We start from the raw sequence: 13594 nt of genomic DNA on the forward strand, positions 1-13594 counted from the left end.
GGCGTGTCGTAGCCGTCGATAAGCTCATCCACCGCCCTGGGCAACCCCTGGTCGCGCTTGACGTGGGTAATCGCCGCCATCTTGCCAACGTTGAAGTCCATCCCGATGAACAGAGGCTCGCCGGGCTGCACGGTGTCGAAGCATCCGTTGAGCTTGCGGTCGTAGGCCGTGTATATCGTGCCGGACGTCAGGTTGACGAACTGGCCTTTGAGGTACGCCATGATCAGCTGCGGCGGATACGACTCCATCAGGGAGGCGATGTAGTCATCCGGCAAGTTCAGCTCGTTGTCGAACGTGCTGGCCTGCACCAGGCCGTACATCTCTTTTAGTGACGGCTTGTCGCGCAACTGCTTCACGAACTGCAGGAAGACGAACTTGAAGCCTTCCGGCGTCGTGGTGACGTCCACCCCGTTCTTCAGCCCGGGCAGGTTGTAACGCATCCGGGCGATGATCTTGCGCCAGGCCTGCTGAGCCTTGACAGCGGTCAGCACGTCCAGCTCATCCACCAGGGCGTGACCGATCTTGAAACCGACAATCGTCTGCGGCTTCTCCATCGACCGGCAGATCACAGTGCCGCGGTACTGCCGGCCGCTGTAGATGTGAACCTCGTGGTTCGCCTGGTTGATCTTGGTCTTCAGCCCCCAGTCATAGGCCACCTCATCCATGGTCGGATAGAAGATGTCCCGGATCTGCGGGTAAGTCGGTGCGAAGTAGCCAGCGTTAACGCCGGGCCACTCCATGAAGTGCTTGCTCAGCGCTGAGCACCCTACCCAGGTCTTGCCTGAGCCGAACCCAGCAACGAACGCACGGAACTTGTGGGGCAGCGTGAGGAACTTAGCCTGCGGAACGTTAAGGCTCGGCATTCGGCTTCCTCGCATCCACCACGTCGACTTGGATACGGGTCGGGATCACCGGTTCGTCTCCGGCTTCTTCCTTCTTGGCCCGGTTAACGTAGATGTCGCCAGTTTCCTTCGCTGCCTGTTCGAGTATCTGCATGGCCAGACCGATGTTCTTCATCGACTCGGCCTTTTCAACAAACCGGTTCATGGCGCGAAGACGGAAGGCACGGTTGGCAATAGGGATGTCTGCCGTCTCTTCGCGGAATCGCTTGCGCGTGTCATGGAACAGGGTCACCCACTTCTTTGCCAGGTCTCGCCCAGCACGCTTAGTAGGGTCTTGGGCCTCGCACTGCTGGCGGGTAACCTCAAGTCCAAATTCCTCTCTGACAGCTGCCGCAACCTGAGAAGGAGTGTCGAAGCACGCCAAGGCCTGAACCATGAAGCCTTTCACCTCATTGTTCAGGGCTGCCATAGGGTAAATTCCGTCTTGGGTCTGTCAGGGGTCAGGCCAATCTGAGCAGACAGGTTCCGCAGGCCCTCGATATGTTCAATTTCCCTACCTCGGCAGGACTGTTTGCAGCATCCACCAACGCTTGAACGTCAGGGCTCGCACCATAGCGGCGGACCACACCGACGAACTCTTCTACGTCGTGGCCCTGCAGCTTGATCTTCGGTGCACCGTCTTGGGTGAATACTGGTTGACCGTACTTGTCGGTCGCGTGAGCCAGGTGATACAGCTCGTGTTCAATCAGGGCGCAGAACTCAAGGTCGCTGCACTGGGCGCAGTAGTCGGCAGCCAAGGTGATGAGGAAGGCCGGCACATCTCCGAACCAATCGCGCATCTGTTGCTCCATCCGGGCCTTCTGCCAACCACCAGCGCGGAACGCTACCTGCTCGGCTTGGCCCAGTACTGTGCGGCCCTGCTTCTCGAAGCTCGACGAGGCCCACATAACCCGGATGTCTGCATCCAGTAGGTGAGCATGGTCCTCGTTGTGGATGCTGCCGGTGTCGGCAAGGATTTCGGCTTGGAGCCATTCCCATACTTCGGGGGCTGGGGAGAGGCGGATGCCGAAGTCGGATAACTCTGACTGCTCTACCAGTAAGGAAGGCGGCATCGGTCTTTTCATTGCTACCTGCCAGATGGGTTTACACATGCAAAAAAGCCGCCCAGAAGGCGGCTTCATACAACGCAGAGGTCAGTCCTCGAGGCTCAATTCGCTCTCAAAGTCCGGGAAGCGCTCCTCGAACGCATCATCAAGTGCTTGCTCCGGATCCTCGGAGCGGAGAAGAGGTTTCAAGCGACCCCAGCCAAGCCGGGGCCACACCGAAAGTTTAGACGTTTGAATAACGGCAAACTCGGAGTCGGCTAGCTCCACTGCCGTCCAGCCCATAGAGTCGAGTTCACCGAGGAGCTCGCTCAGAAAGGGCACAGACAGACGGGACCAGCCAGAAATCATGCGCAAACCTTGCCGCGTGAAGCGAAAGCGGGACATTTCCCGACCCTTCTCCTCCGCATACAAATCGGCATTAATTAGGAGTGCTTGCGCAGTGGAATAAGCATTAAGTTTCGTGCGACGGGTCATTGATAAATCCTCAGATTTTTGACAAGGGGGTTTATTTCAAGTGTTCGGAGCTTGTTCATAAAGAACGCTGACATCGTAACCTAAAAACTCACATTTGCAAGCTATCTATCAGTTTCATCCACTATACACGCGATTTCATGAGTAGAGCCTGGCGCGCCGCCCATGAGTAGCGCTCCTCCGACGCTGAGGCAAGCGCCACGATCTGGCGCATCCAAAAACGTGGCGCGGATTACGGTGCAAGCCGCAGCTGCTGATCGAATAGCTCGCGAATCTCTCCAATACGCCGCATCACAACCGGCTCACCCTTCAAATGGATAAGGTGAGCCAACTGGTGGACGACCCCTTCATCCGAAAGCACCTGGCTTGTCGGCAGCTCCTTGAACCAGCACACGAACACCGCGAAGTGCATAGCCCCTGGTAGTTCCTTCAGGAAGCGCTTGTCAGTCATCTGGACGTATCGGGCGTGCTCTTCGCGCAGGTCTTGGTAGCTTGCTGAGTAGCGGTTATCACCGATCAAGTAATCCACGATTAAGTGCCTCGTCCGCCTTATCAGCAGCCTGGGCCGCAGTGGTTGCGGCCTTGGTGGCCTTGTCGGCGGCAGTGCCGGTCTTGCGGGTCAGCTCTTCCAGGCGCTTATCACGCTCAGTCATCGCGGTGTCGTAGGCCTCGCGGATGCCCTTGACCTGATTGCTCTGGTTCTCGGCGAGTGACCAGTAGGCGGCCTGATAGCCCAAAACAGCACCGCCACCCACGAGCACGACGGCAATGGCCCAGACCTCGGCCCGCCGCCACCAGCGGCGTGCGATAAACTCCAATGCGCATCTGTCCATCAGGCGATACCTCCCAGTTTGGTGCGCAATCGAGTGATCTCGTCGCTCTGTTGCGTCACGCGGTCAGTGAGTTGAGCGACCTGGCTGGTGAGCGCTTCGATCTTGCCTTCCATGCGTCCGACGGCGGCGGCCAGGTCATTCCGCTCTTTCGCGAACTGATCGGCGCGGGCCTCGGCTTCTTTGCGGGCGGCGCGCTCCTGGTTCAGGAGTTCGTTCAGCCGGCGGAGAGTGCCGATGTCGGCGCTATCCATAGCTCGGTCGGTCGCGTCCTTTGACAGGAACTTGCGCAACCAAAGCAGGCCGCCTAGCACTATGGTGGCACTACCGCCCAGCCAGGTAGCTGTGCCTGGGCCGAGGTCAGTTGGGTCCATCACTACTCCAGAAATGAAAAAACCTAGCACGATGGCGAGGCTTAAGTTTGCGTGTGTCGCGCTGAAACAGCTGAACACCGTGCCATAAAAACAGAATCATTCCGTGCGGAAAAGCACTTTTCGAAAATGTCTTGAGTGCGGATAATGCACTTCCCTACCGCACTCATCCTTCAAATTTGGATGACCATTTATCTTGGACGATGATGAATAACAACGGACCCATTGCAGAAGACAACGTCGCGGACTTTCCTGGCCGAGAGCAGAATGGCGAAAAGGAGGGTCAGCCGAAACCCGCTACGCCTGAACTTGACGCCGCCCAGGAAGCGCGCATTCGACTCGAAATGAAGCTCCACCGTGAACAATACGAGGCGGATGAGGTTCAGCGTAAGAAGAGGTTCATGAACAGGCTCGTCATATCGACTGCCGCTGGATTCGTCTTCCTCGTTTTTAACTTCTTATCTCTGCGCAACCCCGAAATCTACGACGTGGATCCGGAAACACTCAGAATTGTCAACCAAGCCATCAACGCAATCATTCTGCTGACGGTGCCTTTTGTTCTAGGAACAATAGGCGCTTCTGCGAGAATACTGATTTCCGACATAAATCCTCAGCACAAAACCGCTTTGATTGTGTCGTCTGGCCTGATGGCCGTTTTTTCATGGGTTAGTATTAAAAGCGGTGTATTGGTAGCCTTGCTAGCTCCGCACATTGAAAGAGCTAACCTTTCAAAAGAAACCGTTACAACAGGCCAAAGCGATTTCTATACCTTGGCATTGGTTGCAATCGCGGTAGGCATGTTTGCGACGAACGTATATTTAATGATCGCGCAAAGGGTTGATCAACTAACACTGCGATCCAAGGACGACAGACCTTGAGACACTGAGGAAGTCTGTGGGCTTCCTCAGCAACAGCAGACCACCGAGCAAAACAATGCCGGTACCGCCAAGCTACGCGAACGTGCCAGGGCCCAGGTCGTTAGGATCCATCGCCACTCCATAGAGAAAGGTGGCCGAGGTACGACCTGTACAAATAAGTCAGCTCCAGCAGCACTCCCAGTTCGGAGCAATGGGGGTGATGGGGCCGAAAACGAAAAAGCCCCTGCATAGGCAGAGGCTTGGGGTAGTTGTAGAAACTATTTCAAGTGGCGTTTTGGTAGCTGAGGCGATCGGCCATTTCTTTCTTCACTTTCTTCCAGTCACCGTGCAAATCCTCAAAGCCGCCAGCGAGCTCCCACCGGGTCGCATAAGCCATCAGGTGGTAATGTTTACGAAGCTTGCAGGCCAACTCGTAAGCCTCATAGCCCATGAAACCTATCACCGTAGCTCGAGAGTCAGGACCTTCCACGGGATCTACAGATTGATCGTAGATATAAAAGAGGTATTCATCCGCATGCTCTTTAGTGGTAGCAAACCATGCGACTTCACTCGCAAGATCAGTATCGATTGATTTTAAAGAGTCGCGACTTACTTCAAGCTCAGGATAAATACAAGAGGGCCAATTTTGATAATTCGAATGCACGTCGAGCTGAGCGCTAATCTCGCGGTAGCGCCTGACGTTACGACTAGATTCTCGAGCGTATTGATCCAGCTTGCCAACAACCTCAATTGCCGCAAACTTTGCTTCCTTTCGCTGATCTCGACTCTTGAAAACCCAGTCTTTAAGCCAGCCGATCAATGCCGCCACCACACCACTCGCCAGAACGATTTTTGCGATATCGCCCCACCCAAGAACCGCGGTAGCAATTTGGGTTGATTCCATTTCAAACTCCACAAAAAAACCCAGCGCTTTGGCTGGGTTCTTTTATCACTCCCAACCGCACGCAGGAATGACAGGATGGGTAAATAATGGCTCATTGGATCAGTCGCCGTCAAGCAGCTTCTGTCCCACTGAGTTCCATTGCGTCTATCTGTTCCCCAATGAGTCCTTCTGCATCCAGTAAACTTTGAGCAGACACTAAGGCCTCATCCACTTCGCGTTCCAGCGCCTTGCGAATATCACGCCGCCACCGCTCCTGAGTCTTTATCGGGTGCGGCTCGTTCGACCAGTTATCCATCTCGTACCACCCGGCCGGCAGCACGTTGGTGGAGCGCTTTCCGTCAACACCAGGAAGCCGAGGCAGCGCCCAAGTGACCACCGCGCAATGCCGGAACCGCTCCGGAGCCGGCGAGTGCATCACACGAGTCAGCTCTACAATTGCAGCGTGCTTGTGCTCGGTATGCGTGGAGAACTTCGCCACCAGGGCGCGCCAGTGCTCGGCTGACAGCGCCTTGTGCAGCCGACCAAACACCCAGCAGTCCTGAAGAAACGCCGCCTCCTTGCCGACGATCTCCCCCTTCTGCTTGGCACACTGCACCTTCGGCTCAAAGTCGCAGCCGCCGGCGGAACTGATGGTCTCGGCCGCGAGCGCCCGAACTACTGCTGAAACAACGTTGCGATAGGTCATGCGGCTTCCCCTTTTTTCAGCTCTCTGGTCTTTGCCCGGTATTCGGCGGTCATCGCCTTCAGCTCTTCCACGGTGTATTTCTTGGCCTCATGAGGGCCTTCAAGCCATGCCACCTTTTCCTCGCCAATTCTCTGTAGGAGCGAGATTCTGTAATTGATGAGGTTTCCCGAGAGGTGGTTATTGCACGGGGCGCACTGCTTCCAGGCGTTGAGTGGTTCAAACCTCAGCTCTGGGTTCGCTCCTACAGTGCGGTAATGGCCGGCGTGATACTGGCCTTCATGGTGGCGGCCGCAACTCACGCATGGCAGTGCCGCATCACGGGCGCGAACCCAGGCGTTGAATGCCTGCTGCGTGTCTTTGAGGTGGTCCGCCCTGCTCTTCAGCTTCTCCTTGCGGACCTTGATGTCGCGGCGACCAACATCCGCCAGGGCCTTCTTGGCGCTCGCCTGGCCCTTCTCTGACTTGCCGTAGGAGATGGCGCACTCGATCTCGCCGCACACCGCCTGCGAGCCGCGGGCAGGCGTGAACATCACTCGGCACTCAGGGCAGCGTTTGCGGCGTGGACTACCGGACGTGAGCGAGGTTTTGCGTTGTAATGGGGTGCGCCTCATGCTGCCTCCTTGAATGCTTCGAACTCGGCCATTTCGGTCAATCGCTCTTCCGTGAGCGTCGGCCAGTCATGCAGCACCAGGTACGCGCAGCACTGGCGCCAGAAATCTTGGAATGTTTCCTCCCCCATCGAGTCGTAGGAAAGGCTGCGGGGTGTCTTGCGGGTGAGCTGGCCCAGGCCGGGAATGTCGAACAGTTCCTCGTCGCAGTACACGCCAGACTCCAGTTGCAACGCCTTGATGGCGTCGTGTGACTGCTTGCCGGAGAACCGATCGATGTTCTGGCTCAACACTCGGCCCAGGCCATGGACCAAGCCATTGAACCGTGGATTACGTGGCTGCTTGAGGTCGGCACGGATCTTCGCGTTCATCTTAAATTCACGCTCGCGCAGGATCGACCGGTCGGCGTCGGAGGATGGCACGAACGCGGCCACCTCCTTGCCCGTGGCTGGATCGACCAGGCGGCGCAGCACCAGGTACACAGGCATTGGGCGAGGCTTTGCCGGCTTGGTCATGTCAGACCTCCTCCTTGCCGCGCTGCGATTCCCACTCGAACGGGATGACGATTACCCCGCCCTCCCGCAACCGATCAATGCAGCGCTCACCGAGTGCATCTGGCAGCGCCTTAGCATCAAGGTTGGAGACGATCACAGTCGGGCGCATTTGCTCGTACCGACCGTTGATGATTGCGAAAAGTGTGGTCAGCTCGAAGTCGCTGGGCTTTTCCTTGCTGACGCCGATCTCGTCCAAGATGAGCAGCGAGGGGCTGATCAGGCTCGACAGGATTTGGCTTTCGCTCTGGTCGCTGGAGTGGTCGTAGGTGGCACGAATTGACTGAAGGACGGCGCCGATGGTTCGGTACACCGCAGTTGCGCTGGACTTGGCCATGATCTCGTTGGCGATGGCGACAGACAGGTGTGTCTTGCCGGTACCGGGCTTGCCCAGCAGGAGCAGGCAGCGGCCCGATTCGGCGATCTGCGCGAACTCAGCGGCATACCGGCGGCAGGTGTTCAGCGCTTTTCGCTGCTCGGCGCTGGTAGCAACGTACCCGTCCAGGGTCTTGCTGGCGAAGCGTTTTGGGATCAGCGCGGCGCCGAGCTTTCGCTCCATGGCCATGCGTAGCTCCATCGCCTTGTTAGCCAGCTCAGCAGCTTCAGCCTTCTCGCGAATGATCCGGCTGCACTCAGGGCAACCACTTCTCAGCTCTTTGCCGAGCACTGGGAAGACCTTCTGTTCGTACTGGCCGTGGGTCTCGCACTCAGCGGGCTGGACGCGGGTGCCCGGCGGTAGTTCAGGCGCTGGAGAAATTGGCTCAGAGCGCATAGGAACCATCCTCACGCTGGATCAGGCCATCGGTATAGTTGCGTTCAGCAAATCCGGTGTGGCGCGACTGAGGGGCCGGCACCGGTGCGGACTCCGCCAAACGCTTAATCACCCAAGACGCCTTGAAGCCCTGCCAGCCAGAATTGAGCGCTTCGGTAATTGCAACGTCTGCGGTGATACCAGCCTCGGCGCACTTGGCCAACTCGGCGTTCACGGTTGACCAGACGGTGGAGGTCACCGCTGCGCGCTTAGTCTTGCGCTGGGTCAGCCAGTCGGCCAGCAGTTGCTCCGGAACGCTGTGCGGGTTGTCGGCCAGCAACTGGGCCATGCCGAACGGAGCCTTGCGATCAGGCTTTGGAGGTTCGGCTGGCTCCTGGGGCGGATTAATCTCTTTCGTAGAAAGAGTTAATAGGGGTTCTTTCTTTGTATAAAGAAGGGAGTCGTCGGTTTTGGTCTGTTTCGCGGCTGAGCCGATTCGGACCACTTGAGCCGAATCAGACGATATGGTCTGTTTCGGCTCTACGACGAAGATCCACTCTTTTGGGTCGCAAACGCCGATATCACCGCGTGCACCACCCTCTCGATACAGCACGCGACGGCGCAGCAGGCCGGAGATTGCCTTCGACACCGTGTCGGGGTGGATGTGGGTTGCCTTAGCGATATCGACCGCTGGGATGCGATGGGCACCCGTGCTGAAGTTCAAGGTGGCCTTTGCCACGTACAAAACGATCTTCATCTCGCGCGCCGACAAATCGATGGCCATCAAGCCATCCATCATCTGGTTGTCCATTCGGGTGAACCCCCGAGGGTTGTGTATCGGAACAATGTTTGGCATGATTTCTCTCGCTTACCGCTGTAGAAGAAGCCGACCTCGACCGTCGGCTTTTTTGTGCCTGTAATTCAGGCGATGGATTTCAAATCCGGCCGGGCGTCCTTCATCAACTGCTCAGCCTTGCGCCCCAGCTCCCCCGCCTTCGCTTCGACCTGACGGCACTGCTTGGCGAACGCGGGCAAGTGCGGCAGGTCTTGCTCGCACATCACCTGGTCGTCAAACACTTCGCTGCCGGTGTCGATCACATCGCCCAGCGCCCGGATCAGCGCGCCGAAGCTCTTGTTCGCGCATTGGTCGCTAGTCATCTGGCGGGCACCGGTGAGGCCATGGCGGCTCGCCAGTTCGTTCACACAGTGGTCGCGGAACTCAGGCTCAAGGGCGTTGACCCACGACTCTTCCAGCCAGGACGGCATTTCCTGATCGCCGGACAGCCAGCGCTGAACACGCTTGAGCCAGCGGCCGGTCGCCTTCACAAAGTCGGACACGTCGTTCTGAAAGGTAAGCGAGGTGAAGTCCGGCACCTCTTTGGCGATGGCCTTATCCGGGCACGACAGGTGCAGTTCGCGGCTCAACGCCTGAGCGAAGTCGTCCTGGCTCAAGCTGGTGCGCGCGATCTGATTTGCAGCGTGGGCGACCAGTACCTGATCACGGGTTTGTACGGTGTGTCTGGAACTGGACGTTTGCATAGGGGCTGCTCTCTTTTAATCTGGCTTCAATGGAACGGCGAACAGGGATGTCACGCGGCGGTCTTCTGGGGAGGGAGCTGGCACGGAAAGGGACGAATCTCTTCCGCAGTGAACTTCCCGTCTTCGTGTTCGATAACCAGGATCTCCCTGGCCGCTTTCAAGGCTTTCGAAATGGCTGGTGCGCTGACGCCAAGGCCCTTGGCGACAGCGGACTGACCAATTCGCTCAACCAGTTCTGGCAGTGGCGTCTTTTTCATGTCGTTGCCTCAGCAATCTTCGTCAACCCCAATATTAACCGCCGGTTAGCATTCTAGCAACACCGCCGGTTGACGCAATTAAGTTAACCAACGGTTAAATTTCACGGATGAGCAAAAAGAAAGAGTTATCACCAGAGCTGAAAGCTGAGTGCGACGCCGCTAAGGCGCTTTTCGTATCGAAAAGGAATGCGCTCGGTTTGACCCAGGCGAAGCTGGCTGAAGAGGCCGATATTTCCGCCGCTGCTGTGGCCATGTACCTGAATGGCACAAATCCGCTAAATCCGAAATTTGCGGCAGTGCTGTCCCGCCTTCTGGATGTGCCGGTCGAGAGGTTCAGCAAGCGCCTTGCTAATGAGATCAGCGGGTTGACCGGTACGGTTGAGCCCACTCTCGACGCTGGCATATCAGCGGCCGATATGGTGCGCAAAATGCTGGAAAAACAGGGTAAGGGGCTTTCGGATGACTCACGCCGTCGCCTATTGGCGGCAGTAGAGTCGGATGGTAGCGAAGGCTCGATCGAGATTGATTATTACCGGCCTGGGCAAGTGGGCGACGAAGTACGAATTGCTCACTACGACGTTCGCGCAGCCATGGGTGGCGGGCAGATCCCGCACGAATATCCGGAAATGCTCCAGGACATAAGGGTCAGTCCCAAGCATCTGCGCGACCTGGGCGTCACGTTCAAAGAGCACTTCCACCTCAAGATGATAACTGGGTGGGGCCAGTCGATGGCGCCGACGATCAAAGACCGCGACCCGTTGCTCGTCGACATTACGATCCGTGAGTTCACCGGGGACGGCATCTACCTCTTCTCCCACGACGAGATGCTGTACGTGAAGCGCTTGCAGAAGAAAGGCAAGGAGCGCTTCAAGATGATCTCTGACAATAAGCATCACGACATAGAAGAGATCCGCGTGGATGACACCCACATCTTGGCCAGGGTGCTTTACGTATGGAACGGACAACCGGTGTGACGCTATGTCCCTGACCAAGCCAAACCAAGATCTTAAGTGGTCAGCCGTAGCTGAGATCTACATTCGGGCGCGGAAGTTTCCGATGTGGAATGCTCATTGAATTTAACTGCTAAAATAACTGCGCTAAACGGGCGCTAAAACTGAGGATGATCAATTGACCATGGATTTTGTCGCCCGAGATTTTTCTGGATCTAACACCATCACGCACAGCGGCATCACTAAACATTTTAAGAATGTTGAGCCTTGGCAAGCGCTCGCTGAACTTGTTTGGAACGGTCTAGACGCCGGAGCAACAACCGTCCATATCGACATTGAAAGTACAGAAATAGGCGGCACTCTTGCTGTTACTATTTTAGACAATGGCATTGGCATTAACATTGATAAACCAGACGAAAATTTTCGCAGATTCAATGACTCATTAAAAAAGGACTCATTCGACTCTCATGGATCTCAAGGACGGGGACGACTCGCATTTCACAAAGTATGTCATAGTGCGACATGGTTTACTCGCTTTGAGGGACACGATGCTCGGATTCTAGTGCTGAGCAGTAATCTAAGCGCAGTTGATGGTAGGACCATTCAGCGAGATGAGCAGCACGTTCTGCTTTCAAATTTTAAGTCTGGCACATGCGTTACTCTTACGAACTTTGAAAAAAACCTCCCTACAGACAGCTTTCTAATAAAAGAATTCAGCAAAGAATTTGGACCGCACCTTGTGCTGATGCCGGAAAAAACAATCACTATAAATGGCATTAAAATCCTACCTCAATCGCACACGAAAACCTCGCTAGCCATCAAAATAAATTCTGCGATATTTGATATAGATCTTGTCCAATGGGATGAGAAGCCTGGCACGGAAAAGTCTTATCTTTACTTTATATCTAGCAAGTTAAAAACGATTTACAAGCAGTACAGCAGCCTGAACAAAAAAAGAGACTATTATACTTCCGTTTTTATCAAATCTTCTTTTCTTGAGCGGTATGTTAAAGAAGATGATAGCTTAAGCGAACCTTTTAGTTCTTTCTTGACATCCGAAGATTTCCGGCTGCTCATTAGGGACTTAAATGCGTTCTTAAGGCATTGCTATGCAGAGTTCCTTGTAGGTAAAGCACAAGAGCAAATTGACGCTTTTGAAAAAGCTGGTGACTTTCCAACTTATGAGGGCCTTAACCATAGTGAGTCCACATGGCGATTATCTCATGTTAAAGAGATCGTTAAAGCCGTACTAATCAGAGAGCCAAAATTATTCGTCGGCGGCAATAAAACCCAGCGCAGACTGATAATAAGATTATTAGACAGGCTGTCAGTTTCAAACGAAAATAGTGGCATATTCGATGTACTCGAAAGCGTACTTAATCTGGATGCCGCAGCCATGACCCAACTTGCAAGTCAGCTAAAGAAAACAAAGCTCGACAACATCATCCAAACGATTGAATTATTGCAGCATCGCGAGTCGGCAGTTAGCCAGCTCAAGGAAATCATGAATATCCACTACAAAGATGTTCTAGAGACTCCTGACTTACAAAAGGTTATTGAAAGCAACACTTGGCTATTTGGCCCTGCTTACGAAATTCTCGGAGCGGAAGAGGATACATTCACAAACACGGCGAAAAACCTTCGCTCTAAAATAAAAAATATCGGTGAAGTTACTATCGAGGATTTAGCCAGCGATGTAGAGATCGAAGGCGCGAATCGACAAGTAGATTTACTTTTAATTCGTAAAAAATTACAACTCGATGCAAGGGGCCGCAAATTTTTCAGATGTGTGATAGTCGAGATCAAACGACCTGGGGTTTCACTAAACAATAAACATCTGCAACAACTTGATGAGTACGCATCGATTTTAAGTCACTACCCTGAATTTAACAGCGACCTTACGAGATTTGAATTAATTTTAGTAGGGCGAAACATTTCTAAAGAAGCCTATTCTATCCACAGCAGGCTGAAAACTTCGCAGGTGTACGGTGAGCCTGGCCTTGTTACAAGTGACGACAAAATTAAGACCTATATTAAAACATGGCCAACCATTTTTGATGAGTTCGAAATCAGCAATGACTACCTACTAGACCGGCTGAAAACTCAGCGCGCCTCACTGTCATCTTCCTCGAAAGAAGAGCTTCTCGAAAGTCTTCAAAAAGAGACAGCACAATAGTAACGGCGAGCCCGTCGCCTCGGCGGGCTCATCTTCGAATGTCAGAAAGGTGCCACATCTTCCTCTGACTCAAGCTCGACCTCTCCCCTCCCCGCTACCTCGACCTCCTGCTGCTCCCACCTCACCGTTACGCTGCCATCGTCATTGAGCGTCAGCTCAAGCTCGTCCGTCTCGGCGATCACACCCAATACCTCTTCCCATTCCCGATCACCGTCCGCGTCTAGGCGATGGATATTCACCCAGCGCTGAAGCTGCGCGATTGGATGATTGATCATCTCTGAAACCCGCAGGCTTAACCTTTCCATGCCTGAAATCTCAGCTCTCGCCTGTCGCCTAGGCTGCTGCATCGCACTCATATTTCCCTCCCGAAATCACTGTCTATACATACAGTAACGAGAAAAGAATACATCAGCCGTAGGAAATTTAAATTAACCGCCGGTATTGACGCCAACAAAACCGGCGGTTAATATTTGCTCATCGCAGCGACTTACGAGGGGCTGTGAAGGGCCTCACAGCCCGACGCTCTTTAGCGACACCCCTTGCCGGATCACCACCGGCCCAGATTCAAAGGCAGCGATGAACCGGCCTAAACGGTTCAGAGGGTTGGCAACTGACCCGGGCGTGCAGCGTAAAGCGCCAAGAACAGTTATCCAGCGGGAGAACAAGCCGAAAGGCCCGCGGCTGGAAGAACAATTT

General features: G+C 54.7%; 19 protein-coding genes. 3 read left to right on the forward strand and 16 right to left on the reverse strand.

Translation table 11 applies throughout. From position 1 onward, the window contains the following. The 7 genes from BMH52_RS10145 to BMH52_RS10175 form a co-directional block, all read right to left on the reverse strand. Positions 1-863 (reverse strand): terminase large subunit domain-containing protein (locus tag BMH52_RS10145; protein WP_073843553.1); only part of this gene is annotated, 863 nt, incomplete at its 3' end. Then, on the reverse strand, positions 850-1311 hold the full coding sequence (locus BMH52_RS10150) for a DUF2280 domain-containing protein (RefSeq protein WP_034136275.1): 462 nt from the start codon (positions 1309-1311) through the stop codon (positions 850-852). The genes BMH52_RS10150 and BMH52_RS10145, both read right to left, overlap by 14 nt. A gap of 31 nt (positions 1312-1342) precedes the next feature. Next, positions 1343-1966: a putative metallopeptidase gene (locus tag BMH52_RS10155; RefSeq protein ID WP_060765011.1), complete on the reverse strand. Its 624-nt coding sequence runs from the start codon at positions 1964-1966 to the stop codon at positions 1343-1345. Between the two features lie 69 nt (positions 1967-2035). Continuing rightward, positions 2036-2422 (reverse strand): hypothetical protein, encoded by a 387-nt coding sequence (locus BMH52_RS10160; RefSeq protein WP_060765010.1) that lies wholly within the window; start codon positions 2420-2422, stop codon positions 2036-2038. Positions 2423-2651: 229 nt separating this feature from the next. Next, entirely contained in the window at positions 2652-2948 is a 297-nt protein-coding gene (locus tag BMH52_RS10165) for a hypothetical protein (RefSeq protein WP_073843555.1), read from the reverse strand. Then, entirely contained in the window at positions 2929-3252 is a 324-nt protein-coding gene (locus BMH52_RS10170) for a hypothetical protein (RefSeq protein ID WP_073843558.1), read from the reverse strand. Before BMH52_RS10170 ends, BMH52_RS10165 begins: the two co-directional genes overlap by 20 nt. Beyond that, a complete protein-coding gene (locus tag BMH52_RS10175) occupies positions 3252-3623 on the reverse strand; it encodes a chemotaxis protein (RefSeq protein ID WP_073843560.1) in 372 nt (123 codons plus the stop codon). Before BMH52_RS10175 ends, BMH52_RS10170 begins: the two co-directional genes overlap by 1 nt. Positions 3624-3754: 131 nt before the next feature. Here BMH52_RS10175 and BMH52_RS10180 point away from each other — a divergent pair, with 131 nt between their 5' ends. Continuing rightward, positions 3755-4498, forward strand: a complete 744-nt coding sequence (locus tag BMH52_RS10180; RefSeq protein WP_143192519.1) for a hypothetical protein — start codon at positions 3755-3757, stop codon at positions 4496-4498. Between the two features lie 262 nt (positions 4499-4760). Here the strand turns inward: BMH52_RS10180 and BMH52_RS10185 are convergent, their stop codons facing one another. From BMH52_RS10185 to BMH52_RS10220, 8 genes are all read right to left on the reverse strand, one after another. Further along, entirely contained in the window at positions 4761-5381 is a 621-nt protein-coding gene (locus BMH52_RS10185; RefSeq protein WP_073843565.1) for a hypothetical protein, read from the reverse strand. A 109-nt stretch (positions 5382-5490) separates the two neighbouring features. Beyond that, a complete protein-coding gene (locus BMH52_RS10190; RefSeq protein ID WP_073843567.1) occupies positions 5491-6066 on the reverse strand; it encodes a hypothetical protein in 576 nt (191 codons plus the stop codon). After that, positions 6063-6677, reverse strand: a complete 615-nt coding sequence (locus BMH52_RS10195) for a recombination protein NinG (protein WP_073843569.1) — start codon at positions 6675-6677, stop codon at positions 6063-6065. The genes BMH52_RS10190 and BMH52_RS10195 overlap by 4 nt, the downstream gene beginning before the upstream one ends. Next, positions 6674-7189 carry a hypothetical protein gene (locus BMH52_RS10200; RefSeq protein WP_073843572.1) on the reverse strand — a complete coding sequence of 172 codons (516 nt, stop codon included), beginning with the start codon at positions 7187-7189 and terminating at the stop codon, positions 6674-6676. Before BMH52_RS10200 ends, BMH52_RS10195 begins: the two co-directional genes overlap by 4 nt. Position 7190: 1 nt before the next feature. Further along, a complete protein-coding gene (locus tag BMH52_RS10205; protein ID WP_072433968.1) occupies positions 7191-7997 on the reverse strand; it encodes an ATP-binding protein in 807 nt (268 codons plus the stop codon). After that, positions 7987-8832: a replication protein gene (locus BMH52_RS10210; RefSeq protein ID WP_073843574.1), complete on the reverse strand. Its 846-nt coding sequence runs from the start codon at positions 8830-8832 to the stop codon at positions 7987-7989. The genes BMH52_RS10205 and BMH52_RS10210 overlap by 11 nt, the downstream gene beginning before the upstream one ends. A gap of 65 nt (positions 8833-8897) precedes the next feature. Next, complete coding sequence (locus BMH52_RS10215; protein ID WP_073843576.1) at positions 8898-9515, reverse strand: hypothetical protein; 618 nt, start codon at positions 9513-9515, stop codon at positions 8898-8900. A gap of 50 nt (positions 9516-9565) precedes the next feature. Then, positions 9566-9772 (reverse strand): Cro/CI family transcriptional regulator, encoded by a 207-nt coding sequence (locus BMH52_RS10220; protein ID WP_072433965.1) that lies wholly within the window; start codon positions 9770-9772, stop codon positions 9566-9568. A 107-nt stretch (positions 9773-9879) separates the two neighbouring features. On the opposite strand from BMH52_RS10220, the gene BMH52_RS10225 reads away from it, so the two are divergent. Both BMH52_RS10225 and BMH52_RS10230 read left to right on the forward strand, forming a co-directional pair. Beyond that, a complete protein-coding gene (locus BMH52_RS10225; protein ID WP_072433964.1) occupies positions 9880-10746 on the forward strand; it encodes a S24 family peptidase in 867 nt (288 codons plus the stop codon). 160 nt (positions 10747-10906) lie between these two features. Next, positions 10907-12898: an ATP-binding protein gene (locus BMH52_RS10230; RefSeq protein ID WP_073843578.1), complete on the forward strand. Its 1992-nt coding sequence runs from the start codon at positions 10907-10909 to the stop codon at positions 12896-12898. A gap of 41 nt (positions 12899-12939) precedes the next feature. Here the strand turns inward: BMH52_RS10230 and BMH52_RS10235 are convergent, their stop codons facing one another. Continuing rightward, on the reverse strand, positions 12940-13254 hold the full coding sequence (locus tag BMH52_RS10235) for a DUF1654 domain-containing protein (RefSeq protein ID WP_083610636.1): 315 nt from the start codon (positions 13252-13254) through the stop codon (positions 12940-12942). Between the last annotated feature and the right edge of the window lie 340 nt (positions 13255-13594).

It is taken from the genome of Pseudomonas sp. BTN1 (genome assembly GCF_001907715.1).
Classification (GTDB): domain Bacteria; phylum Pseudomonadota; class Gammaproteobacteria; order Pseudomonadales; family Pseudomonadaceae; genus Aquipseudomonas; species Aquipseudomonas paracarnis.